Annotated in this window: 18 protein-coding genes and 2 pseudogenes; 9 read left to right on the forward strand and 11 right to left on the reverse strand. The window is 73.6% G+C overall.

Annotation, left to right across the window (positions count from 1 at the left end):
• Positions 1-329: 329 nt before the first annotated feature.
• From JD77_RS21440 to JD77_RS21450, 3 genes are read right to left on the reverse strand one after another with little or no spacing between them, the layout of a single operon-like run.
• Positions 330-1,091 (reverse strand): succinate dehydrogenase/fumarate reductase iron-sulfur subunit, encoded by a 762-nt coding sequence (locus JD77_RS21440; protein ID WP_145775897.1) that lies wholly within the window; start codon positions 1,089-1,091, stop codon positions 330-332.
• Complete coding sequence (locus tag JD77_RS21445) at positions 1,088-3,025, reverse strand: fumarate reductase/succinate dehydrogenase flavoprotein subunit (RefSeq protein ID WP_145775898.1); 1,938 nt, start codon at positions 3,023-3,025, stop codon at positions 1,088-1,090. The genes JD77_RS21440 and JD77_RS21445 overlap by 4 nt, the downstream gene beginning before the upstream one ends.
• Before the next feature lie 2 nt (positions 3,026-3,027).
• The gene (locus JD77_RS21450) at positions 3,028-3,711 is read right to left on the reverse strand and encodes a succinate dehydrogenase cytochrome b subunit (protein WP_281292182.1); all 684 of its coding nucleotides are present in this window, start codon (positions 3,709-3,711) and stop codon (positions 3,028-3,030) included.
• Positions 3,712-3,794: 83 nt separating this feature from the next.
• Here JD77_RS21450 and JD77_RS21455 point away from each other — a divergent pair, with 83 nt between their 5' ends.
• A complete protein-coding gene (locus JD77_RS21455) occupies positions 3,795-4,724 on the forward strand; it encodes a LysR family transcriptional regulator (protein ID WP_145775900.1) in 930 nt (309 codons plus the stop codon).
• Between the two features lie 231 nt (positions 4,725-4,955).
• On the forward strand, positions 4,956-5,999 hold the full coding sequence (gene rfbB, locus JD77_RS21460; RefSeq protein ID WP_145775901.1) for a dTDP-glucose 4,6-dehydratase: 1,044 nt from the start codon (positions 4,956-4,958) through the stop codon (positions 5,997-5,999).
• A 68-nt stretch (positions 6,000-6,067) separates the two neighbouring features.
• Here rfbB and hrpA read toward each other — a convergent pair.
• A pseudogene (hrpA, locus tag JD77_RS21465) lies at positions 6,068-10,058 on the reverse strand (ATP-dependent RNA helicase HrpA).
• Positions 10,059-10,218: 160 nt separating this feature from the next.
• On the opposite strand from hrpA, the gene JD77_RS21470 reads away from it, so the two are divergent.
• The 5 genes from JD77_RS21470 to JD77_RS21490 all read left to right on the forward strand — a co-directional run bounded on the left by JD77_RS21470 (position 10,219) and on the right by JD77_RS21490 (position 14,223).
• The gene (locus tag JD77_RS21470) at positions 10,219-10,743 is read left to right on the forward strand and encodes a cytidine deaminase family protein (RefSeq protein ID WP_246140821.1); all 525 of its coding nucleotides are present in this window, start codon (positions 10,219-10,221) and stop codon (positions 10,741-10,743) included.
• An 85-nt stretch (positions 10,744-10,828) separates the two neighbouring features.
• Positions 10,829-11,119, forward strand: a complete 291-nt coding sequence (locus tag JD77_RS32920) for a hypothetical protein (protein ID WP_211372626.1) — start codon at positions 10,829-10,831, stop codon at positions 11,117-11,119.
• Positions 11,116-12,171: a FecCD family ABC transporter permease gene (locus JD77_RS21480; RefSeq protein ID WP_246140823.1), complete on the forward strand. Its 1,056-nt coding sequence runs from the start codon at positions 11,116-11,118 to the stop codon at positions 12,169-12,171. The genes JD77_RS32920 and JD77_RS21480 overlap by 4 nt, the downstream gene beginning before the upstream one ends.
• 38 nt (positions 12,172-12,209) lie before the next feature.
• Positions 12,210-13,025 (forward strand): ABC transporter ATP-binding protein, encoded by an 816-nt coding sequence (locus tag JD77_RS21485; protein ID WP_145775903.1) that lies wholly within the window; start codon positions 12,210-12,212, stop codon positions 13,023-13,025.
• Positions 13,026-13,275: 250 nt separating this feature from the next.
• The gene (locus JD77_RS21490; RefSeq protein WP_145775904.1) at positions 13,276-14,223 is read left to right on the forward strand and encodes an ABC transporter substrate-binding protein; all 948 of its coding nucleotides are present in this window, start codon (positions 13,276-13,278) and stop codon (positions 14,221-14,223) included.
• Positions 14,224-14,331: 108 nt separating this feature from the next.
• Here JD77_RS21490 and JD77_RS21495 read toward each other — a convergent pair whose 3' ends face one another.
• The 4 genes from JD77_RS21495 to trmB form a co-directional block, all read right to left on the reverse strand.
• The gene (locus tag JD77_RS21495) at positions 14,332-15,234 is read right to left on the reverse strand and encodes a PDDEXK family nuclease (RefSeq protein WP_145775905.1); all 903 of its coding nucleotides are present in this window, start codon (positions 15,232-15,234) and stop codon (positions 14,332-14,334) included.
• A 156-nt stretch (positions 15,235-15,390) separates the two neighbouring features.
• Complete coding sequence (locus tag JD77_RS21500) at positions 15,391-16,035, reverse strand: hypothetical protein (protein ID WP_145775906.1); 645 nt, start codon at positions 16,033-16,035, stop codon at positions 15,391-15,393.
• 119 nt (positions 16,036-16,154) lie between these two features.
• The gene (locus JD77_RS21505; RefSeq protein ID WP_145775907.1) at positions 16,155-18,659 is read right to left on the reverse strand and encodes a DEAD/DEAH box helicase; all 2,505 of its coding nucleotides are present in this window, start codon (positions 18,657-18,659) and stop codon (positions 16,155-16,157) included.
• Between the two features lie 45 nt (positions 18,660-18,704).
• Positions 18,705-19,457: a tRNA (guanosine(46)-N7)-methyltransferase TrmB gene (gene trmB, locus JD77_RS21510; protein WP_145775908.1), complete on the reverse strand. Its 753-nt coding sequence runs from the start codon at positions 19,455-19,457 to the stop codon at positions 18,705-18,707.
• 126 nt (positions 19,458-19,583) lie between these two features.
• On the opposite strand from trmB, the gene JD77_RS21515 reads away from it, so the two are divergent.
• On the forward strand, positions 19,584-20,192 hold the full coding sequence (locus JD77_RS21515) for a hypothetical protein (RefSeq protein ID WP_145775909.1): 609 nt from the start codon (positions 19,584-19,586) through the stop codon (positions 20,190-20,192).
• A 10-nt stretch (positions 20,193-20,202) separates the two neighbouring features.
• Positions 20,203-20,859: a class F sortase gene (locus tag JD77_RS21520; RefSeq protein WP_145775910.1), complete on the forward strand. Its 657-nt coding sequence runs from the start codon at positions 20,203-20,205 to the stop codon at positions 20,857-20,859.
• 228 nt (positions 20,860-21,087) lie between these two features.
• Here the strand turns inward: JD77_RS21520 and JD77_RS21525 are convergent, their stop codons facing one another.
• From JD77_RS21525 to JD77_RS21535, 3 genes and pseudogenes are all read right to left on the reverse strand, one after another.
• Positions 21,088-21,408, reverse strand: a complete 321-nt coding sequence (locus tag JD77_RS21525; RefSeq protein WP_145775911.1) for an antibiotic biosynthesis monooxygenase family protein — start codon at positions 21,406-21,408, stop codon at positions 21,088-21,090.
• A gap of 16 nt (positions 21,409-21,424) precedes the next feature.
• Positions 21,425-22,222, reverse strand: a complete 798-nt coding sequence (locus JD77_RS21530; RefSeq protein ID WP_145775912.1) for an exodeoxyribonuclease III — start codon at positions 22,220-22,222, stop codon at positions 21,425-21,427.
• A 38-nt stretch (positions 22,223-22,260) separates the two neighbouring features.
• A pseudogene (locus JD77_RS21535) lies at positions 22,261-23,179 on the reverse strand (proteasome assembly chaperone family protein).
• Between the last annotated feature and the right edge of the window lie 384 nt (positions 23,180-23,563).

Raw genomic sequence — 23,563 nt, forward strand, 5'->3', positions numbered from 1 at the left:
TGGGCGGGGCGGTGTGGTGGGGCGGTGGGGCGGTGTGGGCGGGGCGGTCTGGTGGGGCGGTGGGGCCGCGTGGGCGGGAACGGGCGGGGCCGGCGCGGGCGGGAAAGCGGGCGGGGAAGCGGGCGGGAACGGGCGGGGCCGGCGCGGGCGGGAAAGCGGGCGGGAAGCGGGCGGGAACGGGCGGGCCGGCGCGGGCGGGAAAGCGGGCGGGAAGCGGGCGGGAACGGGCGGGGCCGGCGCGGGCGGGGAACGGGCGGGGAAGCGGGCGGGAAAGGCCGAGCGCCGCGTCCCTGGAGGGCGCGGCGCTCGGTGGCGGGACGGCGGCCGGGTCAGCTGCCCGGGGTGTCCCCGCGGACGGCCGTCGCCTTGAGATAGTCGCGGTTGAGCCGGCCGATGGTGCTCAGCGGGATGCCCTTGGGGCAGACCGCGGTGCACTCGCCGGCGTTGGTGCAGCCGCCGAAGCCGGCCTCGTCGTGCGCGTCCACCATGCCGATCACCCGCGTGTAGCGCTCGGGCTGGCCCTGCGGCAGCAGCGAGAGCTGGGTGACCTTGGCGGCGGTGAACAGCATCCCGGAGCCGTTCGGGCAGGCCGCCACGCACGCGCCGCAGCCGATGCAGGCGGCCGACTCGAAGGCGGCGTCCGCGTTGGCCTTGGCCACCGGCACCGAGTGCGCCTCGGGGGCGCTGCCGGTCGGCGCGGTGATGTACCCGCCGGCCGCGATGATCCTGTCGAACGCGCCGCGGTTGACCACCAGGTCCTTGATGACCGGGAACGCCCGGGCCCGCCACGGCTCGATGTCGATCGTGTCGCCGTCGGAGAACTGCCGCATGTGCAGCTGGCAGGCCGTGGTGCCGCGCTGCGGCCCGTGCGCCTCACCGTTGATCATCATGCCGCACATGCCGCAGATGCCCTCCCGGCAGTCGTGGTCGAACGCGACCGGCTCCTCGCCGGCGAGGATCAGCCGCTCGTTGAGCACGTCGAGCATCTCCAGGAACGACATGTCGGGGGAGACGTCGTCGACCTGGTAGGTCACCATCCGACCCTTGTCCTCAGGGCCCTTCTGGCGCCAGATGCGCAGGGTCAGATTCACTTGTAGCTCCGCTGCGTGGGGTGGACGTATTCGAACTTCAGGTCTTCCTTGTGCAGCACCGACGGCTGGCCGGTCGCGGTGAACTCCCAGGCGGCGACGTACGAGAACCGGTCGTCGTCGCGCTGCGCCTCCCCGTCCTCCGTCTGGTGCTCGGCCCGGAAGTGGCCGCCGCAGGACTCCTCGCGGTGCAGGGCGTCGATGCACATGAGCTCGGCCAGCTCGAAGAAGTCGGCCACCCGGCCGGCCTTCTCCAGCGACTGGTTGAGCCCCTCGCCGTCACCGAGCACGCGCACCCGCGTCCAGAACTGCTCGCGCAGCGCCCGGATCTCGTCGATCGCCTTGCGCAGCCCGGCGTCGGTGCGCTCCATGCCGCAGTGTTCCCACATGATCTGGCCCAGCTCGCGGTGGAACGAGTCGACCGTCCGGTCGCCGTCGACCGCCAGCAGCCGCCGGATCCGGTCCTCGACGTCGGCGCGCGCCTCGACCGCCGCCGGGTGGCTGGCGTCGACCTTCTCGAAGGGGCCGCCGGCCAGGTAGTTGGCGATGGTGTTGGGCAGCACGAAGTAGCCGTCCGCGAGGCCCTGCATGAGCGCCGAGGCGCCGAGCCGGTTCGCGCCGTGGTCGGAGAAGTTCGCCTCGCCGATCACGAACAGGCCCGGGATGGTCGACTGGAGGTCGTAGTCGACCCACAGTCCGCCCATCGTGTAGTGCACGGCGGGGTAGATCCGCATCGGGACCTCGTACGGGTCCTCGCCGGTGATCCGCTCGTACATCTCGAAGAGGTTGCCGTACTTCGCCTCGACGGCCCTGCGGCCCAGGCGCTCGATGGCGTCGGCGAAGTCGAGGTAGACGCCCAGCCCGCCCGGGCCGACGCCGCGCCCCTGGTCGCAGACGGCCTTGGCGGCCCGGGAGGCGATGTCCCGGGGCACCAGGTTGCCGAAGGAGGGGTAGATCCGCTCCAGGTAGTAGTCCCGCTCGTCCTCGGGGATGTCCTTCGGGTTGCGGTCGTCGCCCTTGGCCTTCGGCACCCACACCCGGCCGTCGTTGCGCAGCGACTCGCTCATCAGGGTCAGCTTCGACTGGTGGTCCCCGGAGACCGGGATGCAGGTCGGGTGGATCTGGGTGTAGCAGGGGTTGGCGAAGTACGCGCCCTTGCGGTGCGCCCGCCAGGTGGCGGTGACGTTGCAGCCCTTGGCGTTGGTGGAGAGGTAGAAGACGTTGCCGTAGCCGCCGGAGGCGAGCACGACGGCGTCGGCGAACTCGGTGGTGATCTCGCCGGTGACCAGGTCGCGGACCACGATGCCGCGGGCCCGGCCGTCGACCACGATCAGCTCCAGCATCTCGTGCCGGGCGTTCATCTCCACGTTGCCCAGGCCGATCTGCCGTTCGAGGGCCTGGTACGCCCCGAGCAGCAGTTGCTGGCCCGTCTGGCCCCGCGCGTAGAAGGTGCGCTGCACCTGCGCGCCGCCGAACGAGCGGGTGTCGAGCAGGCCGCCGTACTCGCGGGCGAACGGGACGCCCTGCGCCACGCACTGGTCGATGATGTTGACCGACACCTCGGCCAGCCGGTGCACGTTCGACTCCCGGGAGCGGAAGTCGCCGCCCTTGACGGTGTCGTAGAACAGCCGGTGCACCGAGTCGCCGTCGTTGCGGTAGTTCTTCGCGGCGTTGATGCCGCCCTGCGCGGCGATGGAGTGGGCCCGGCGCGGGCTGTCCTGGTAGCAGTACGACTTGACCTGGTAGCCCTGCTCGCCCAGCGTGGCCGCGGCCGAGCCGCCGGCCAGGCCGGTGCCGACCACGATCACCGTCAGCTTGCGGCGGTTGGCCGGGTTGACCAGCTTGGCGGAGAAGCGGCGGCGGTCCCAGCGGGTCTCGATCGGGCCGTCGGGAGCCTTGCTGTCGGCGATCGGGTCGCCCTCGGTGTAGAGATCCATGGTCAGGCCACCAATCCGGTGAGTACGGCGAACGGGACCACCAGGTAGCCGGCGCTGAGCGCGACGGCGAGGACCAGCGCGGCGGCGCGCGCCCGGCGCTCACCCTTCGGGGTCTGCTGGCCGAGGCTGCGGAACGCGCTGAAGGCGCCGTGGCGCAGGTGGAAGCCGAGCGCCACGATCGCCAGGGTGTAGAAGAGCGTGACGTACCAGCGCTCCGGGGCGAAGTCCGCGACCACGTTGCCGTACGGGTTGCCGGCGTCGCCCTGGGGGTTCAGGTGGCCGGTGGTCAGGTCCAGGATGTGGTAGATCACGAAGAGCAGGATGATCACCCCACCCCAGCGCATCGTGCGGGCGGCGTAGCTGCCCTTCACGGCCTTGCGGTGGGCGTACCGGACCGGCCTGGCGGCCCGGGCGCGCAGGGCGAGCGCGGTCGCCGCGCCGATGTGGGCCAGCACGGCCACGAGCAGGACCGTGCGCTGGAGCCACAGGTACCCGGCCGGGGGCAGCAGCGGACTGCCGATCTCGCGCAGCCAGTGCGCGTAGTGGTCGAACGAGGTCTCCCCCGTGAACACCTTCAGGTTGCCGAGCATGTGCGCGACGAGGAACAGCACCAGGAGGATGCCCGTCACCGCCATGACGGCCTTGAGGCCGACGCTGGAGCGGATGGGCGACCGAGTTTTCGTGATTACCACACGCCCGACGCTAGGAGCCCTTCGATCAGTCGTCCAATGCATCGACCTCGCAGCCTTGATAGCTCTAGGCTATGTAGATGCAGCTCCATCAGCTCCGGTACTTCGTTGCGGTCGCAGAAGTACGACATTTCACCCACGCGGCCGACCTCGTCGGTATCACCCAGCCCTCGTTGAGTAAGCAAATTCACGCCCTGGAGAACGATCTCGGGGCCCCGCTGTTCGAGCGGGTAAGGGGCAACATCGCCCTCACGGCCGCCGGCGAGGTGCTGCTACCGCTGGCCAAGCGGATCCTCGCCGACGTGGAGACGGCGACCCGGGAGGTGCAGGAGCTGGTCGGGCTGCGGCGCGGCAGGGTCCGCCTCGGCGCCACCCCGAGCCTGGCCACCTCGCTGGCCCCGCCGGTGCTGCGCCGGTTCCGCGATGCCCACCCGAACGTCGACCTGCGGGTCGAGGAGGGCGGCTCGCAGGACCTGGTCCGCGACCTGCTCCGGGGTGACCTCGACCTGGCCCTGATCATCATGCCCGCCCAGGGCGCCGACCCCGGGCTGCGTGCCGACCCGATCCTGCGGGAGAGCCTGGTGGTGGCCTCCCTGGACCGGCTGCCGGGCACCCTGCCGACCGGCGAGCTGCGCGTCACCGACCTGCGCGACCAGCCCCTCGTCATGTTCCGCGAGGGGTACGACCTGCGCGACGCCACGCTCCAGGCGTGCCGGGAGGCCGGCTTCGAGCCCACCGTCTCGGTGGACGGCGGCGAGATGGACGCCGTGCTCAGCTTCGTCGAGGCCGGCCTCGGGGCGGCGCTGGTGCCGGGCATCGTGATGGCCCGCCGTCCCGGCATCCGGGTCACCCGCCTGGCCTCGCCCGGGGTGCGCCGGACCATCGCGGTGGCCCGCCGCCGCGACGTCGTGCCCACCCACGCCGGGCGCGAGCTGCGGCGCATCCTCATGGAGTACGTCCTCACCGCGATCGAGCGGGACGACCTCCCTCCCGGCGTGGAGCCGCGCTGAGGCCCGTGCCCCGCTATAGCCTCGTTGGGTAAATCACCCTCAACCGGGCAGTATCGTCATCCTTGCGCCTATTTGTCCCTTATGGTGGAGCCTTGCACGGGGGCAGAACGCCCACTGCTCGCAGTGCCGCCGACGCTCGGGGGGCCTCGGCCGGCCGGTGAGCGGGCGGACCACACGGCGACGTCGTGTGGAGGAGTCGATGCGCGCTTCGCGTGGCAGGGAGGCCACCATATGAGGATCCTGGTTACCGGCGGTGCCGGCTTCATCGGGTCGCACTTCACCCGGTGCCTGCTGAACGGGCGGTACGTCGGGTTCGAGGACTGTCAAGTCACGGTGATCGACAAGCTGACCTACGCCAGCGACCGGCACAACCTGCCCGCCAGCCACCCCCGGCTGGCCTTCGTGCACGGCGACATCTGCGACCGCGAACTGCTCGCGGACCTCGTCCCCGGGCACGACGCGGTCGTGCACTTCGCGGCCGAGTCCCACGTGGACCGGTCGATCGACGACCCGGCGCCGTTCTTCGAGACGAACGTGATGGGCTCGCACCACCTGCTGGCCGCCTGCGCCCGCGCGGGCGTGGGCCGGGTGGTGCACGTCTCCACCGACGAGGTGTACGGGTCGATCACCGACGGCTCGTGGACGGAGCGCTGCCTGCTGGAGCCCAACTCCCCGTACGCGGCGTCGAAGGCGGCCAGCGACTGCGTGGTCCGCTCCTACTGGCGCACGTACGACGTCGACGTGTCGATCACCCGCTGCGCCAACAACTACGGGCCGTACCAGCACGTCGAGAAGGTCATCCCGCGCTTCGTCACCAGCCTGCTCACCGGCGGCGACATCACCCTGCACGGCGACGGCGGCGCGGTCCGCGAGTGGCTGCACGTCGACGACCACTGCCGGGCGATCTCGCTGGTGCTGGCCAAGGGACGCGCCGGTGAGGTCTACAACATCGGCGGCGACGTCGAGCTGACCAACCGGGCGTTGGCCGAGCGGATCCTGCTGGTGGCCGGCGCGGGCTGGGACCGGGTCCGGCACGTCACCGACCGCAAGGTGCAGGACCAGCGGTACTCCCTCGACTACACCAAGATCCAGGACGAGCTCGGCTTCGAGCCGCGGATCCGGTTCGCCGACGGGCTGACCGAGGTCTTCCACTGGTACCGGGAGAACCGAGCCTGGTGGGCGCACGCCTGTCCGGAGACCCGCTCCGGCACCCCGCGTACCAACTCGGTCCGGGGCCTGCCGGCCGGTCGCGGGGTGCCCGCCCCGGTGCACTGATCCGCGACCGCCCGCCGGCCCGCCCCCGTCCGCCGCCCGAGCGCAGGCGGGGGCGGGCCGGCCCGGGTTCATCCCTCGGCGTCGTCCATCGCCCGGTAGATCCGCTGCTCCGAAACCGGGTACGGAGTGCCCAGCGCCTGGGCGAACACGTTCACCCGCAGCTCCTCGATCATCCAGCGGATCTGCCGGACCGCCGCCGAGCGGCGGCGGCTCGGCGGCAGCGCGGCGAGCATGTCGTCGTACTCCCGCTGGACGGCCGCGATCCGGTCCTGCTGCTGGCGGTCCCGCTGCGGGTTGCCGGGCAGCCGGTCCAGCCGCCGCTCGATCGCCGTCAGGTAGCGCAGCAGGTCGGGCAGGCGCGCGTACCCGGCCTCGGTGACGAACCCGGCGTGCACCAGGCCGGACAGCTGCGCCCGGATGTCGGCCAGGGCGCTCACGATCGCCAGGTTCTGGGTGCGGGCGAGCCGCTGCTCGACCGCGTACGCGGCGGTGAGCACCTGGCGGACCCGGCCCATCACCTCCACCACGGTGTCCACCAGGTCGGCGCGGACGGCCTCGCGCAGCGCGGCGAAGCCCTCGGCGTCCCAGGCCGGGCCCCGGCGTCGGCGACGAGCCTGTCGATCGCCGCCCGGTCGCGTCGGAGATGAGCTGCTGCACGCCGCCGTGCGGGTTGCGGCTCAGCGCCAGCTTCGCCTCGTTGGACAGCCGCCCCTGCAGGAACTTCGCCGGCGACGGCAGGGCCAGCCGCAGCAGCCGCCGGGTGCCCGCCCAGTGGGCGGCGGCCTGCTCGGCCTCGGTGTCGAACACCTTCACCCCGACCGTGGCGCCCTCGTCCACCAGCGCCGGGTACGCGGTCACCGCGTACCCGGCGCGGACCTGCTCGAGGCTGCGCGGCAGCGCGCCGATGCTCCACTCCGTCAGGCCGCTGCGGGCCACGTCCGGCGCGGCGGCGGCCACCACCTGGCGTACCTCCTGGCGGAGCTGGCGTTGCAGCGCCGGCAGGTCCTTGCCCTCGGCGACCGGCTTGTTCTCCTCGTCGGTGACCCGGAAGGTGACCCGCAGGTGCGGCGGCAGCCGGTCCACGTCCCACGCGTCCCGGGGCACGGTCACCCCGGTCATCCGGCGCAGCTGCCGGGTGAGCGCGTCCAGCAGCGGCTCCTGGCCCGCGGGCATGGCCGCGAGCGCCGCGCGGGCGTAGTCGGGCACCGGGACGAAGTTGCGCCGGATCGCCTTGGGCAGCGACCGGATCAGCGCGACCACCAGCTCCTCGCGCAGGCCGGGCACCTGCCAGTCGAAGCTCTCCGCCGGCACCTGGTTGAGCAGCGGCAGCGGGATGTCCACGGTCACCCCGTCGGTGGGGGTGCCCGGGTCGAACGTGTACGTCAGCGGCAGCGTCACCCCGTCGGCCGACCACTCGTCCGGGTAGTCGGCCCCGTCGACCCCGCCGCGGCCCGCGTTGACCAGTAGCTCGCGGGTGAAGGTGAGCAGGTCGGGCCGCTCCCGCCGGGCCTTCTTCCACCACGCGTCGAAGTGCCGGCCCGAGACCACGTCGGCGGGGATCCGCTCGTCGTAGAACTGGAAGATCGTCTCGTCGTCGACCAGGATGTCCCGGCGCCGGGCCCGGCTCTCCAGCTCCTCGACGTCGGCGAGCAGCTTCCGGTTGTCCCGCCAGAACTGGTGGTGGGTGGACCAGTCGCCCTCCACCAGGGCGTGCCGGATGAACAGCTCCCGGGACAGCGCCGGGTCGATCCGGCCGAAGTTGACCCTGCGGGAGGTGACGATCGGAACGCCGTACAGGGTGACCTTCTCGTACGCCATCACCGCCGCCTGCTTCTTCTCCCAGTGCGGCTCGCTGTAGCTGCGTTTGACCAGGTGCTGGGCGAGCGGTTCGACCCATTCGGGCTCGATGCGCCCGTTCACCCGGCCCCAGAGCCGGGAGGTCTCCACCAGCTCGGCCGACATCACCCAGCGCGGCGGCTTCTTGAACAGCGCCGAGCCGGGGAACAGGGCGAACTTCGCGCCCCGGGCGCCCAGGTACTCGTGCTTCTGGGCGTCCTTGAGCCCGATGTGCGAGAGCAGCCCGGCCAGCAGCGACTGGTGCACCCGCGGGGTGTCGATCTCCTCCGGCAGGTCGGCGCCGCCCCGGCGGCCGTCGGCCTGCTCCGAGGTACGCAGCACCTGGCGGAGCTGGCTGACGATGTCCTGCCACTCGCGCACCCGCAGGTAGTTCAGGTACTCCGCCCGGCACATCCGCCGGAACGCGCTGGACGACAGCGCCCGCTGCTGCTCGCGCAGGTACCGCCACAGGTTGAGCAGCGCGACGAAGTCGGACTCCTTGTCGGTGAACCGGGCGTGCGCCTGGTCGGCCTGGGCCTGCTTCTCCGCCGGCCGCTCCCGCGGGTCCTGGATGGAGAGGGCGGCGGCGATCACCATCACCTCGGTGGCGCAGCCGTTGGCCTCGCCCTCGACGACCATCCGGGCCAGCCGGGGGTCGACGGGGAGCTGCGCCAGCCGCCGGCCCAGCGGGGTGAGCCGCTTCGCCGGGTCGGTCTCGGCCGGGTCGAGGGCGCCCAGCTCGTGCAGCAGGTTGACGCCGTCGGCGATGTTGCGCCGGTCCGGCGGGTCGATGAACGGGAACGCGGCGACGTCGCCCAGCCCGATCGAGGTCATCTGGAGGATGACCGAGGCCAGGTTGGTGCGCAGGACCTCCGGGTCGGTGAACTCGGGGCGGGACAGGAAGTCCTGCTCGTCGTACAGCCGGATGCAGATGCCGTCCGAGGTGCGCCCGCAGCGACCCTTGCGCTGGTTGGCCGAGGCCTGGGAGACCGGCTCGATCGGCAGCCGCTGCACCTTCAGCCGGCTGGAGTAGCGGGAGATCCGGGCGGTCCCCGGGTCCACCACGTACTTGATGCCGGGCACGGTCAGCGAGGTCTCCGCGACGTTGGTGGCGAGCACCACCCGGCGCCCGGCGTGCGGGGCGAACACCCGGTGCTGCTCGGCGGCCGACAGCCGCGCGTACAGCGGCAGGATCTCGGTGCCGCGCAGCGCCGGCTTCCGCTCCGCCAGCCTGCCCAGTGCGTCGGCGGTGTCCCGGATCTCCCGCTCGCCGCTGAGGAAGACCAGGATGTCGCCCGGCCCCTCGGCGGCCAGCTCCTCGACCGCGTCGCCGATCGCCTGGATCTGGTCGCGGACGTTCTCCTCGTCCCCGTCGTCCTCGGCCTCGACGACCTCGACGACCTCGACCAACGGCCGGTACCGCACCTCCACCGGGTACGTCCGCCCGGACACCTCGACGATCGGCGCCGGCTCGCCCGCGGCGTCGGCGAAGTGCCGCGCGAACCGCTCCGTCTCGATGGTCGCCGAGGTGATGATCACCTTCAGGTCGGGCCGGCGGGGGAGGAGCTGCCTCAGGTAGCCCAGGATGAAGTCGATGTTGAGGCTGCGCTCGTGCGCCTCGTCGATGATCAGGGTGTCGTACTGGCGCAGCATCCGGTCGGTCTGCAGCTCGGCCAGCAGGATGCCGTCGGTCATCAGCTTGACCAGGCTGCGGTCGCCGACCTGGTCGGTGAAGCGGACCTTGTAGCCGACCACGTCGCCCAGCTCCGTGCCGAGCTCCTCGGCGATCCGGTCGGCGACAGTGCGGGCGGCCAGCCGGCGGGGCTGGGTGTGCCCGATCAGCCCGTGCACCCCACGCCCCAGCTCCAGGCAGATCTTGGGCAGCTGGGTGGTCTTGCCGGAGCCGGTCTCACCGGCCACGATCACCACCTGGTGGGCGCGGATCGCCGCCGCGATGTCGTCCTTGCGCTCGCTGACCGGCAGCCCCACCGGGTACGTGATCCGCGGCACCGCCGCCCGGCGCTCCGCCAGGCGTTGCTCGCCCCGGGCGACGTCGGCGGCGATCTCGGCGAGCGCGGCCTCGCGCCGCTGCGGATCCCGCAGCCGGCGGACCCCGTCGAGGCGGCGCTGGAGCCGGCGCTGGTCGCGGAACATCAGGGCGGGCAGGCGGCGGTGCAGCTCGCGGACGGTGTCGGGCGCGGCGGGTGTGGCTGGATTCTGCATGTCGTCGCCAAGGATAGGCAGCCGCGCGCCCGGCCGCCCCCGGGTTACCGGGCGCCCGCGGACCGGGCCTACCGGGCGGTCGCGGGCCCGGCCGCCCCCGGGGCGCCGCGGTCTAGAGTTGACCGCCGACCGACACCGACCACGGGGGCCGAGGATGACCATGCGGGACACGGACCGGGCCCTGGTGCAGGCCGCGACGGCGGTCGCCAAGCTGCGCTGCCGCAGCGACAACCACACCGTCGCCGCCGCGGCCCGCACCGCCGACGGCCGCGTCTTCACCGGCGTCAACGTCTACCACTTCACCGGCGGCCCGTGCGCCGAGATCGTCGCCGTCGGAGCCGCCGCCACCCAGGGCGCGGGGGAACTGGAGACCATCGTCGCGGTGGGCGACCGGGGGCGGGGCGTGCTCCCGCCGTGCGGCCGGTGCCGGCAGGTGCTGCTGGACTACTTCCCGCCGATCCGGGTCATCGTCGGTTCAATGGACGCGCTGCGCGCGGTGCCGCTCGCCGACCTGCTGCCCGACACGTACGTCTGGGCGGACCACCAGGTGGCGGAGCCGCGCGCCGAGGCGCGTCCGGTGCCGGCGGTGCCGCGCGCCGAGGCGCGTCCGGTGCAGGCGGTGCCGCGCGCCGAGGCGCGTCCGGTGCCGGCGGTGCCGGACAGCCGCCAGGCCGCCGAGGACTGACCGCTCCCGGGAGGGGAGTCCGGCTGGTCTTGCAGCGCCTCTACAACGTTGTAATACTCGGGTCCTCCGCCGACGAGGAGGCCCGATGGCGCCGCACGCCGCCCCGGCCACCGCACACCCCGCCAGCACCGCCCCGGACGACGAGGTCCCCGTCGAGGCCCTCGGCGACCTGTACCGCGACGGCATCACCGCCTGCCGGGGCGCCTTCGGCGTGGACTGGGTCGAGCGGGTCGCCGAGGACGTCGACGCGGCGTTCCGGGAGGCCCGCGCCCGGCCCGGCGGCGCGGTCGGACGCGGCCCCGAGCGGTGGTACGTGGAGATCCACCCCGAGCAGCTGGCGTTCCTCGTCCGCCGCGCGAGGGTGGTGACGGCGTGACCGCCCCGACTCTCGTCCCCGCCGCGCCGGCCGGGCGGTCGCTGCTGCGCCTCGGGCCGGTCAGCGTGCCGGTGCGCCGCCGCCCCGTCCTGCTCGCCGCCGCCCTGGTGGTCCTGCTCGCCGCGGCGGGGGTGCTCAGCCTCTCCCTCGGCACCCCGTACGTCGCGCCGGCGGACGTGCTGCGCGCGCTCTCCGTCGCCGGCACCCCGTACGACCTGGTGGTGCTGGACCTGCGGCTGCCCCGGCTGGCGCTCGCGGCGGTGGCCGGCGCGGCGTTCGGCGTCGCCGGCACGCTGATCCAGAGCGTGGCCCGCAACCCGCTGGCCAGCCCCGACGTCATCGGCATCACCCAGGGCGCCGGGCTGGCCGCCACGGTTGCCCTGACCAGCGGCGCCGCCGCCGTCCTGGTGGCGCCGGCGGCGCTGCTCGGCGGGCTCGCCGCGGCGGCCGTGGTGCTCGCCCTCGGCGCCCGGCACGGGCTGGCCGCGCAGCGGTTCGTCCTTGCCGGGGTGGCGGTGGCCTTCGCCCTGCGGGCGCTGATCGAGGTGGTCATGCTCACCGCCGACCCGATCGACGGGCTGCGCGCGCAGGTCTGGCTCATCGGCACCCTCGCCGGCAACGGCTGGGCCGAGGCGGCGTGGATCGCCGGCACCCTGCTGGCGCTGCTGCCCGTGCTGCTCTGGGCGGGCTGGGCGCTGAACAGCAGCTCCCTCGACGACGACACCGCCCGGGGGATCGGGGCGCGCCCGGTGGCCCGGCGGGTCGGGCTGGCCGGCACCGGCGTGCTCGCCGCCGCGATGGTCACCGCCCAGGTCGGCGCCGTCGACTTCGTCGCGCTGGTCGCCCCCCAGTTGGCCCGCCGGCTGGTCCGGGCCGAGCGCCCCCCGCTGCTCTGCTCCGCCCTGGTCGGCGCGCTGCTGCTGGTCCTCGCCGACCTCGCCGGCCGCCGGCTGTTCGCGCCCACCCAGCTGCCGGCCGGGGTGCTGACCGCCGCGATCGGCGGGCCGTACCTCATGTTCCTGCTGCTGCGTGGCCGGCGACGGGCGTCCTGATGCCCGCGTCCGCCGACCCCACCACCCGAGGAGCCGCGATGCTCTCCACCCGCGACCTGGTCGTCGGCTACGACGAGCGGACCGTGCTGGACGGCCTGGACGTCGACCTGCCCGCCGACGCGTTCACCGTCATCGTCGGGCCCAACGCCTGCGGCAAGTCCACGCTGCTGCGCACCATGGCCCGCCTGCTCACCCCGCGCCGGGGCGCGGTGCTGCTCGACGGCGCCGCGATCCGTGACCTGCCGACCCGCCAGGTCGCCCAGCGGCTCGGGGTGCTGCCGCAGAGCCCGCTGGTCCCCGAGGGGGTCACCGTCGCCGACCTGGTGGGCCGGGGGCGGCAGCCGTACCAGCGGTGGTGGCGGCAGTGGTCGGCGCGGGACGCCGAGGCGGTCGCCGAGGCGATGGCCCTCGCCGACGTGGCGGAGCTCGCCGACCGCCCGGTGGACACCCTCTCCGGCGGCCAGCGGCAGCGGGTCTGGATCGCCATGACCCTCGCCCAGGACACCGAGGCGCTGCTGCTGGACGAGCCGACGACCTTCCTCGACCTGGCCCACCAGGTGGAGGTGCTGGACCTGCTGCACCGGCTGCGCGCCGAGCGGGGCCGGACGGTGGTCGCCGTGCTGCACGACCTGAACCAGGCCGCCCGGTACGCCGACCACCTGGTAGCCATGCGCGCCGGCCGGGTGGTGGCCGCCGGCCCGCCCCGCGAGATCCTCACCGCCGAACTCGTCCGCGACGTCTTCGGGCTCGACTGCGTCGTCGTGCCCTGCCCGGTGACCCGCGCGCCCCTCGTGGTGCCCGCCCTCACCTCCCCGTCCCTGACCGCCGCGCCCGCGCCGGCCGCGGCCGGCTGAGCCATCGGAGCCGCCGGCCAGCTCGGCAGCTGCACCATCGGAGTCGCCGGCCTGCTCGCCGGCTGAGCCATCGGAGTCGCCGGCCTGCTCGCCGGCTGAGCCATCGGAGTCGCCGGCCTGCTCGCCGGCTGAGCCATCGGAGCCGCCGGCCTGCTCGCCGGCTGAGCCATCGGAGCCGCCGGTCTGCTCGCCGGCTGAGCCATGGGAGCCGCCGGTCTGCTCGCCGGCTGCACCATCGGAAAGGGAACACATGCGTCGTCTCGCCGCCGCGCTCGTCGCGGCCGTCGCCCTCGGCGTCGGACTCACCGCCTGCGGTGAGAGCGACCCCGTCGCCGGCACCACCACCGGGGAGACCCGGGAGATCACCCACGCCATGGGCACCACGAGAGTGCCGGCCGACCCGAAGCGCGTCGTCGTCCTCGACACCGACAAGATCGACACGGCGCTCTCGCTCGGCGTCACGCCGGTCGGCGCGGCCACCGCCGGTGAGGCCAAGAGCTGGCCGACGTACTTCGGCGCGGACAAGCTGGCCGGGATCAAGGAGGTCGGGGTGCTCACCGAGCCCGACCTGGAGGCGATCAACGCGCTGCACCCCGACCTGATCCTCGGCAGCAAGTTCCGCCAGGAGAAGTTCTACGACGAGCTGAAGGCCATCGCCCCGACGGTCTTCACCGACAAGGTGGGCATCACCTGGAAGGAGAACTTCCTCCTCGACGGCAGGGCGCTCGGCAAGGAACAGCAGGCCAAGGACCTGCTCGCCACGTACGAGAAGCGGGCCGAGGAGTTCGGCGCGAAGCTGGGCGACGCGGCGAACCGGAAGATCTCCATCGTCCGCTTCATCCCCGGCGCGATCCGGGTGTACTGGCCGGACTCGTTCTCCGGCATCGTCGTCGGCGACACCGGGCTGGGCCGCCCCGAGCGGCAGCAGCTCGCCGGCAAGGAGGACAAGCGCTTCGATGTGGTCAGCGCCGAGCGGGTCAACGAGGTCGACGGCGACGTCATCTTCGTGACCGCGTACGGCGAGAAGGCCGCCGCGGAGCAGGTCGGCGTCACCGGCGGCACCCTGTGGAAGGGCCTGTCCGCGGTCAGGGCCGGCAGGGCGTACGTGGTCTCCGACGAGGTCTGGATGACCGGCATCGGCGTCGGCGCCGCCAACAGGATCCTCGACGACCTGGCCGAGTACCTGACCCCCGCCTGACCCGCCCGCTCCTGTGCGGGACGCTCAAGATCCGCGCAACTTCCGGGAAGATGCCCCCTCCACACCTCGTGAGGCAGCAGCTTCCGGGAAGTTGCGCGGATCTTCGCGTCAGGGCAAGCGAGCGGTGCGGGAGGACAAGGCGCGGCGGAGCTCCGTCAGGAAGCCGTCGAAGTCCTCGCGGAAGCGTTTCGCCGTGAGGTGCAGGACGATCCACTCCTCGCCGAGCAGACGGTTGAGGCGCTGCCGGTCCCGGTGGAACTGCTCGGGGTCGTGGTGCCAGAGGCCGTCGTACTCGACCGCGACCTTCAACCCCGGCCAGGCGAGATCGACCCGGGCGATGAAGCGGCCGCCCCGCTCCACGACGAACTGGGTCACCGGCCGCGGAAGGCCGGCGAGCACGAGCCGGACCCGCAGCCGCGACTCCTGCGGTGACTCGGCCCCTCCGTCGGCCAACTCGGCCACGCGGAGCATGCGCTTCCACCCCCGGACGCCCACGCGGGCCCGGGCGCGATCCCGCAGCTGACCGGGGTGGACCAGTCCATGCCGGACGAGGCAGTCCACCAGCGCCACCGCCTCCTCGACCCCGAGCCACTGCGCCAGATCCCAGCAGGTGCGCTCCGGCGTGGTCACCGGGATTCCGTCGCGCTGCCGGACGTCGCCCTCCGCCAGCGCCGCCGTGTGCACGGCGAGGCCGGCGACGGGCCCGAATCGCCGACCGGTGGGCACCAGGACGTCGAGGGGGCCGGTGGCATCGACGGTCCCCGCGCCGAACAGGGCGGCCGCGCTGCGCCCGGCAATCGCGATCCCGTCGGGGAGCAGACACCGGGCGGCGGCGACGCACCGGAGCCGGTGCGAAATCGGAACGTCCGCATCGACGTAGACGTCCTTGAACAGCGGTCGCCAGGCCCTGCTGCGCAGCTCGGACCGGGTCAGCAGCCCGCGGGCGACGACCTGTGAACCCCGGAACACGCGCCCCCGCAACTGCTCCGGCCGCCGAGGAGTAACCGCCATCCACCAACCCTGACCGCCCCCGCCCCCTCCCCGCGACCCCTGTGGATAACCCCGAAAACTGCAAGATCCGCGCAACTTCGGGGAAGATGCCGGGTCGCGGCGCCGCGAGGCAGCATGTTCACCGAAGTTGCGCGGATCTTGGGGGCGGTGGGTGGGTCAGGCGGCGGTGGACCAGATGGCGCGGAAGGCGGCCGCCTCGCCGGCCAGCCACTGCTCGATCTGCTCGGGCTTGGCGCCATCCGGCATGCGGTGGACCTCGCCGCGGCGGACGTCGACCAGGACCGGCTCGGCGTGCGGGAGCACCGCGTCCATGTGCCGGGCCATCAGATGAAGGGCGGCCAGGGTGGCCTCCTCGCTCGGCGGGGCCTCGTCGAAGTGCAGCCGGACGGCCTCCGCCCGGCCGTCGGAGTAGCGGATGCCGAAGTGTGGGTTGATCTTGACGGGCAGGTCGCCGAGCATGGCCAGGGCGTCGCGGGTCTGCGCCAGGTCGACGGCGGTCGGCTCGCCGAGGGTGTGCAGCCAGGCCGTCGCCCCGGGGGTGAGGGCCTGGTAGAGCGGGCGCCAGCGCGGCTTGACGAGGTCGGCCACCTGGGCGAGGTGGGTGCCGCCGGTGTGGAAGGCGATGTCGGCCTTGAGCGCCTTGACGAACTGGCCGTGCGGGTTGAACCCGTGCTTGCTGGCCCGCTGCCTGCGCAGGCCGCCGACGAAGCTGGCCTTGGTGGGCCCGGTGCGGTCGACGTACCGGGTGAAGCCGAGGAGGGTGGCGTAGGGCGGGAGGGTGCTGGAGGTGGGCGCGGTCACGGACGTCCTCCCAGGTCAGGACTTCGATTAGTACATACATTCTAATCGACGGGGCTGACATCGCCCAGGGAACGAAAGGGGCCGTCCGGGCATCCCGGACGGCCCCTGGAAGACCTTTTCTACAGCTGCCCGACGTCGGTGATCCGGACGACGGCGGCGCCCGCCTCGTCGGAGGCGGCGAGGTCGATCTCGGCGCTGATGCCCCAGTCGTGGTCGCCGTCCGGGTCGTCGAGGATCTGCCGGACCGTCCACCGCTGCGGGCCCTGCTCGATCATCAGCAGCGCCGGGCCGCGGGCGTCCGGGCCGGTCCCGATCCCGTCGTACGCCTCGAAGTACGGCTCCAGCGCGTCGGCCCACGCGTCGGCGTTCCAGCCCGCCTCGGCGTCCAGCTCACCGAGGAGGTCCCAGCGGCGCAGGGCGGCCAGCTCGACCCGGCGGAACAGCGCGTTGCGGACGAGGACCCGGAACGCGCGGGCGTTGCGGGTGACCGCCGGCGGCCGGTCGTCCAGGGCGGCGTGCGCCTCGGCGACGTCGGACGGGTTGCGCAGCCGCTCCCACTCGTCGATCAGGCTGGAGTCGACCTGGCGCACCAGCTCCCCGAGCCACTCGATGAGGTCGACCAGCTCGTCGGTCTTGGCGTCCTCGGGGACGGTCTGCCGCAGCGTCTTGTACGCGTCGGCGAGGTAGCGCAGCACCAGGCCCTCGGACCGGGACAGGCCGTAGAACTGCACGTACTCGGTGAAGGTCATCGCCCGCTCGTACATGTCCCGGACGACGGACTTGGGGGAGAGCTGGTGGTCGGCCACCCACGGGTGCCCCTGCCGGTACATCTCGTACGCGCCCTCCAGCAGCTCGGCGAGCGGCTTCGGCCAGGTCACCTCGTCGAGCAGTTCGAGGCGGGCCTCGTACTCGATGCCCTCGGCCTTCATCGCGGCGACCGCCTCGCCGCGGGCCTTGAACTGCTGCGCGGACAGCACCTGGCGGGGATCGTCGAGGATCGACTCGATCACGCTCAGCACGTCGAGGGCGTACGCGGGGGACTCCCGGTCCAGCAGCTCGATGGCGGCCAGGGCGAGGGGCGACAACGGCTGGTTGAGCGCGAAGTCGAGCTGGAGGTCGACGGTGAGCCGGACCCGGCGGCCGGTCTCGTCCGGCTCGGGCAGCTCCTCGACCACGCCGCCCGCCCGCAGTGCCCGGTAGATGGCGATGGCCCGGCGGATGTGCCGGCGCTGGGCGGCCCGGTCCTCGTGGTTGTCGGTGAGCAGGTGCCGCATCGCGGCGAACGCGTCGCCGGGCCGGCCGATGACGTTGAGCAGCATCGAGTGGCTGACCTGGAAGCTGGAGGTCAGCGGCTCCGGCTCGGCCTCGACGAGGCGGTCGAAGGTGGGCTTGCCCCAGCCGACCGAGCCCTCCGGCGGCTTCTTCTTGACGACCTTGCGCCGCTTCTTGGGGTCGTCGCCGGCCTTCGCCAGGGCCTTCTCGTTCTCGATGACGTGCTCGGGCGCCTGCACCACCACCCGGCCGAGGGTGTCGAAGCCGGCCCGGCCGGCGCGGCCGGCGATCTGGTGGAACTCGCGGGCCTTGAGCAGCCGGGTACGCGTGCCGTCGTACTTCGACAGGCCGGTGAACAGGACGGTGCGGATCGGCACGTTGATGCCCACGCCGAGGGTGTCGGTGCCGCAGATGACCTTGAGCAGGCCGGCCTGGGCCAGGGTCTCCACCAGGCGGCGGTACTTGGGCAGCATGCCGGCGTGGTGCACGCCGATGCCGTGCCGGACCAGCCGGGACAGCGTCTTGCCGAAGCCCGAGGTGAAGCGGAAGCCGCCGATCGCGGACGCGATCATGTCCTTCTCGGCGCGGGTGCAGACGTTCACGCTCATCAGCGCCTGCGCCCGCTCCAGCGCCGCGGCCTGGGTGAAGTGCACGACGTACACCGGGGCCTGCTTCGTCTCCAGCAGCTCCTCCAGGGTCTCGTGCAGCGGCGTCATCGCGTACGAGAAGAGGAGCGGGACCGGCCGTTCGGCCGAGCGGACGACGGCGGTCGGCCGGCCGGTGCGCCGGGTGAGGTCGTCGACGAAGCGGGTGGTGTCGCCGAGCGTGGCGGACATCAGGACGAACTGCGCCTGCGGCAGCTCGATCAGCGGCACCTGCCAGGCCCAGCCGCGGTCGGGCTCGGCGTAGAAGTGGAACTCGTCCATGATCACCTGGCCGACGTCGGCGCGGGCGCCCTCGCGCAGGGCGAGGTTCGCCAGGATCTCGGCGGTGCAGCAGATGACCGGGGCGTCCGGGTTGACGCTGGCGTCGCCGGTGAGCATGCCGACGTTGTCGGCGCCGAAGACCTCGCAGAGGGCGAAGAACTTCTCCGACACCAGGGCCTTGATCGGCGCGGTGTAGAAGGTGGTCCGGTCGTCGGCCAGGGAGGCGAAGTGCGCGGCGACGGCGACCAGGCTCTTGCCCGAGCCGGTCGGCGTGTTCATGATCACGTTCGCGCCGGAGACGATCTCGATGACCGCCTCCTCCTGGTGGGGGTAGAGGTCGAGGCCGCGCTCCGACGCCCAGCCGGCGAACGCGTCGTAGAGGGTGTCGGGATCGGCGGACGCGGGCAGCGCGGCGGTGAGGGTCATAGCGGGTCCATGGTGCCTGGATCATGCCCTTCCGCGCCAACCGGGTCACCCCCGCGCCGAATCCGGGTCACCCCCGGCGCCGTCCCCGCCTCGCACATGGACCAGATCGAAGACCGGTCGGCCGGCCGTGCGGGCGCGGCGCTCGAACCGGGTGACCGGGCGGTGGGCGGGCCGCGGGGCGTACCCGCCGTGCGGGTCGGTCAGCCTCGGGTCGGCCGTCAGCGTCTCGCGCATCGACTCGGCGTACTCGGCCCAGTCGGTGGCGCAGTGCAGGGTGCCGCCGGGCGCCAGCCGGGAGCGCAGCAGCGCGACGTGCGCCGGCTGGATGATCCGCCGCTTGTGGTGGCGCGCCTTCGGCCACGGGTCGGGGAAGAACACGTGCACCGCGTCGAGGGAGTCCTCCGGCAGGGCCCGGACCAGGTCCAGGGCGTCGCCCCGGGCCACCCGCACGTTGTGCAGGCCCCGGCGCTCCACCAGGTCGAGCAGGTTGCCGATTCCCGGCGTGTGCACCTCGACCGCCAGATAGTCTCGGTCCGGGTCGTCGGCGGCCATCGCGGCCGTCGCGTCGCCCATGCCGGAACCGATCTCCAACACGACGGGGGCCCGGCGGCCGAACAGCGACGCCAGCTCCACCGGAGCGGCGAGGCCGTCGTCGATCGTCAGGCCGTACGCCGGCCAGAGCCGGTCGAGGGCGTCGGCCTGCCGGCCGCTCATCCGGCCACGGCGGGGATGGAAGGTGCGGATCCGGGCCAGGTGGTGGGGCGCGGTTCCGGTGGGGTTCTGGTCGGTGGCAGTCACAGCGACCCGAGCGTACGCGACGGCCGCGCCGGATCGGATGTGAGGTACGACCGGGGATGAGATGATTCATCCCGTACGGCAGGCCGGGCGGCCGCCCGGCGTCGCGAACCCGCGCCGGGAGGGGTCATGGGGTCACCAGCTCGCCTCGGCGCCGCTCTGGCGGTCGCGGTCACCGCGCTCGCCGGGCCGCTCGCGGCGGGCGCACGCGCCGCCGAGGTGCCCGCCGTCGCCCCCGCCCGGGGCCAGCCCGACCCCGGCGGCGAGCAGGCCGAACCCGGCGCTCCTCCGCCGGGACGGGTCTTCGTCCAGGTCAGCCCCGGCACCGTGGAGGCCGGCTTCCTCGTCGGCGTCCGGGCGAGCTGCCGGGACAACTCCGTGCCCGCCATCGTGGTCTCCGACGCGTTCGGCCGCATCGCCGTGCAGCCCCAGTGGGGGCTGCTCACCGCGTCCCCGATGGTGCGCGAGCGCACCCGCCCGGGCAACTACCCGGTCAAGCTGGAGTGCCGGGACGGGGAGACCGCGTCCACGATGCTCCAGGTCGTCAAGCGGATGCCCACGCCGACCCACCAGCCGACCCACCGGCCCAGCCGGGGCCCCGCCACCGGATTCGGGGGCACCGCCCGGGACGCCACCGGCGGGCTGCTGCTTCCCGGCGGCCTGGCGCTGACCGTGGCCGGCGTGACGATCGGCGTGTTCGCGGCGTGCCGGCCCAGGGCCGGCAGCCGGAAGCGGTGAGGAGGGCGCCGTGGCGTCCGCGCGCGTACCCGGATCGGCCCGCCCGGCGGCGGGCCGGCGGCGCCCCTGGTCGGCGCCGGCGGCCGTGATCCTGGTGCTGGTCGGCGTCTTCGCCACCGGCGCGGGGCTCGGGCGCACAGCCGGGCCGTTCGACTGGGCCACCAGCGGCGGGACGGCCTCCGCAGACGGGGCCGCCCGGCTCACCGCCAGCCGACCGGTCAGCGTGGCCGTGCCGGCCATCCGGGTCGCGGCGCCCGTGGAGCCGGTCGGTGAGGCCCCGGACGGGTCGATCGCCGTCCCGCCGCTGAGCAAGCACGACCAGACCGGCTGGTACGACCGGGGCCCGACCCCGGGCGAGCCGGGCCGGGCGATCATCGTGGGGCACGTCGACACGAAGGCCGGCCCGGCGGTCTTCTACGACCTGGGCCGCCTGAAGGCCGGCGACCGGATCGAGGTGACCCGGGCCGACCGCACCGTGGTGGTCTTCGCGGTGGACTCCGTCGAGCACTTCGGCAAGGACGACCTGCCCGCCGACCGGGTGTACGGCGCCGACGGCCCGCCCGCGCTGCGGCTGATCACCTGCGGCGGGGACTGGGTCGGCGGGCGGACCGGCTACGCCGACAACGTCATCGCCTTCGCCTCGTTGGTCGACACGCGGCTCCCGTGACCACCGGCCGCCCTGCCGGCCGCGCGATGTCGGCCGCCCTGCCGGCCGCGCGATGTCGGCGACATTGCGGCGTCCCGTCGCGCGGAAGACCGCGATGTCGGCGACATGGCGCCCGCCCCGCCCCGGCCCGCCCCGGCCCGCCCCGCTCGGCCCGCCCGCTCGGCCGGCGGCCCGCCCGGTCGGCCCGGCGGCCCGCCCGGTCGGCCCGCCGGCCCGCCCGGTCGCGGGTCAGGCCCGGCCTGGTACCTGCTGGACGACCTCGAACTCCAGCAGGGTCGCGCCCGAGGCGACCGGGCGGCGCTGCTCGCCGCCCTCGCCGCCCGCGTGCGCGGCGCGCGCCGGCCCGGACGCCCACGCCTGATAGGCCTCCTCCGACTCCCAGCGCGTGTACACGAAGTACCGGCGCTCCCCGGCGACCGGGCGGAGCAGCTCGAAGCCGAGGAAGCCGGGAGAGTTCTCCACCGCGCCGGCGCGGGCCGCGAACCGCCGCTCCAGTTCCTCGCCCGCGCCCTCGGGGACGTCGATCGCGTTGATCTTCACGACTGCCATGGCTCCACACTAGTGGTCAGAGCGGCTCGACCGCCGGGACCAGCTCGGCGTCGACCACGATCGGCGCGTGGTCGGAGGGGCCCTTGCCCTTGCGGGCCTCCCGATCCACGTACGCGGAGCGAACCGCGCGGGCGAACGGCGCCGAGGCGTACACCAGGTCGATCCGCATGCCCTTGTTCTGGTGGAACATCCCGGCCCGGTAGTCCCAGTACGTGTACGGGTGCGGGCCCTTCATCGGGGTGGGCACCACGTCGCTGAGCCCGAGGTCGCGCAGCGCCGCCAGGGCCGCCCGTTCGGCGGGGGTGACGTGGGTGGAGGCGACGAACAGCGCCGGGTCCCAGATGTCGGCGTCGGTCGGGGCGACGTTGAAGTCACCGCAGACCGCCAGCGGCAGGGGACTGGTCAGCTCCCGCTCCAGCGCGTCGCGCAGCGCCGCGAACCAGGCGAGCTTGTACGCGTAGTGCGGGTCGCCGGGGGAGCGGCCGTTCGGCACGTACACCGACCAGACCCGCAGCCCGTCGCAGGTGGCCGAGATGGCCCGGGCCTCCGGCTCCGGGAAGCCCGGCTCGCCGGGGAAGCCCACCGCCACGTCGGCGAGGCCGACCCGGGACAGGACGGCCACCCCGTTCCACCGGCCGTCACTGTGGCTGGCCACCTCGTAGCCCAGCGCGCCGACCTCGGCCACCGGGAACGCCCCGTCGGGGCACTTCGTCTCCTGGAGGCAGACGACGTCGGGCCCGGTGGTGGCCAGCCAGTCGAGCAGCCGGGGCAGGCGGGCCTTCACCGAGTTCACGTTCCAGGTGGCCAGGCGCATGCCCCCTAGCCTGCCCCATCCCGGGCCCGCCCGCCGGATCAGCTCCCCGGGGTGTCGCCCGGCCGGCCCTGCTCGGCCAGGAACCGCTCCAGCTCGGCGCCGAGTTCGTCGGCGGTCGGCAGCGGGCCGGTCTCGGCGGCCAGCAGGTTCTTCTCGCCCCGGCCCCGGGCGAACGCGTCGTACTGCTCCTCGAGGGCCTGGACGAGCACGGCGGCCTCGTCGGTCTGGGCGACCTGCCGGTCGATCTCGACCCGGACGACCTCGGCGGCGGAGCGCAGGCCGTCGCGGGGCAGCAGCAGGCCGGTGCTGCGCGACACGGAGGCGAGCAGCACCTCCGCCGCCGCCGGGTACTCGGTCTGCGCCACGTAGTGCGGCACGTGGGCGGCGAAGCCGAGCGCGTCGCGGCCCTGCTCGCCGAGGCGGTACTCCAGCAGGTGGCCCACGCTGCCCGGAACCTGGACGCGTTGCAGCCACGGCTCGTAGCCGGCGATCAGGTCGCGCCGGGTGGCGTGCGCGGTCACCCCGGTCGGGCGGGTGTGCGGCACGGCCATCGGGATGGAGTTGAGCCCGACGGTGAGCCGGACGTCGAGGCGGGCGGCGAGCCCGGCGACGGCGGCCACGAACCGCTCCCACTGCAGGTCCGGCTCGGGCCGGTGAGCAGCAGGAACGGGGTCTCGTCGTCGTCGCGCAGCAGGTGCATCTCGAGCTGGGGGCCTCGTAGTCGGCCCAGTGGTCCTCGACGAAGGTCATCGGCGGGCGCCGCGCCCGGTAGTCGAAGAGTTGGTCGACGTCGAAGCGGGCGACCGGTCGCGGGTCGAGCGAGGTGAGCAGCTGCTCACGGGCGAGCCGGGTGGCGTTTCCGGCGTCGACGAAGCCGGTGAGGGCCTGGATGAGGACCGGCTGTCCGAGGTCGGGCAGGTCGTCGGTGAGCTCGTAGAGCTCGTGTGGGTCGAGCACCGCTGCGGAACCTCCCTGGGGATGGGCGTGCGAAAGCCGTGGCACGCACGGCTCCCGGTTCGGGGAACGTACCCGACATCCTCGTGCATTCCTCGGGTGGGCGATCCGGCGGAAGGCCCCGGGCCGCGACCTCCGGAAGGGCCGGATGGGCGAGCCGCAGCCGTCTGCATGGATGAGTCCGCGTCGTCCGAATGGTGGATGGGTGCGAGAGGGCGTGGCGCGGGGGCGGTACCTGCCCCGGGCGGCCCGCCGCTGCCGGGACGGAGGTCCGTCCGGATCGCCCGGGACGACCTCGGGTGCCCCACCGCTCCGCTGTCTGCCGGAATTATCCGACAAAAACTGTGGGAACAGCCACTCCGTGCGCCTGGGTCTCGGGCACCGGGC

Origin of the sequence: Micromonospora olivasterospora (genome assembly GCF_007830265.1) — a bacterium.
Taxonomy (GTDB): Bacteria; Actinomycetota; Actinomycetes; order Mycobacteriales; family Micromonosporaceae; genus Micromonospora; species Micromonospora olivasterospora.

Excerpts from the sequence above, each read along its gene's own strand:
- JD77_RS21445 (WP_145775898.1), bottom strand. The coding sequence starts at position 3,025 with ATGGATCTCTACACCGAGGGCGACCCGATCGCCGACAGCAAGGCTCCC.
- JD77_RS21455 (WP_145775900.1), top strand. The coding sequence starts at position 3,795 with ATGCAGCTCCATCAGCTCCGGTACTTCGTTGCGGTCGCAGAAGTACGA.
- rfbB (WP_145775901.1), top strand. The coding sequence starts at position 4,956 with ATGAGGATCCTGGTTACCGGCGGTGCCGGCTTCATCGGGTCGCACTTC.
- JD77_RS21470 (WP_246140821.1), top strand. The coding sequence starts at position 10,219 with ATGCGGGACACGGACCGGGCCCTGGTGCAGGCCGCGACGGCGGTCGCC.
- JD77_RS32920 (WP_211372626.1), top strand. The coding sequence starts at position 10,829 with ATGGCGCCGCACGCCGCCCCGGCCACCGCACACCCCGCCAGCACCGCC.
- JD77_RS21485 (WP_145775903.1), top strand. The coding sequence starts at position 12,210 with ATGCTCTCCACCCGCGACCTGGTCGTCGGCTACGACGAGCGGACCGTG.
- JD77_RS21490 (WP_145775904.1), top strand. The coding sequence starts at position 13,276 with ATGCGTCGTCTCGCCGCCGCGCTCGTCGCGGCCGTCGCCCTCGGCGTC.
- JD77_RS21495 (WP_145775905.1), bottom strand. The coding sequence starts at position 15,234 with ATGGCGGTTACTCCTCGGCGGCCGGAGCAGTTGCGGGGGCGCGTGTTC.
- JD77_RS21505 (WP_145775907.1), bottom strand. The coding sequence starts at position 18,659 with ATGACCCTCACCGCCGCGCTGCCCGCGTCCGCCGATCCCGACACCCTC.
- JD77_RS21515 (WP_145775909.1), top strand. The coding sequence starts at position 19,584 with ATGGGGTCACCAGCTCGCCTCGGCGCCGCTCTGGCGGTCGCGGTCACC.
- JD77_RS21525 (WP_145775911.1), bottom strand. The coding sequence starts at position 21,408 with ATGGCAGTCGTGAAGATCAACGCGATCGACGTCCCCGAGGGCGCGGGC.
- JD77_RS21530 (WP_145775912.1), bottom strand. The coding sequence starts at position 22,222 with ATGCGCCTGGCCACCTGGAACGTGAACTCGGTGAAGGCCCGCCTGCCC.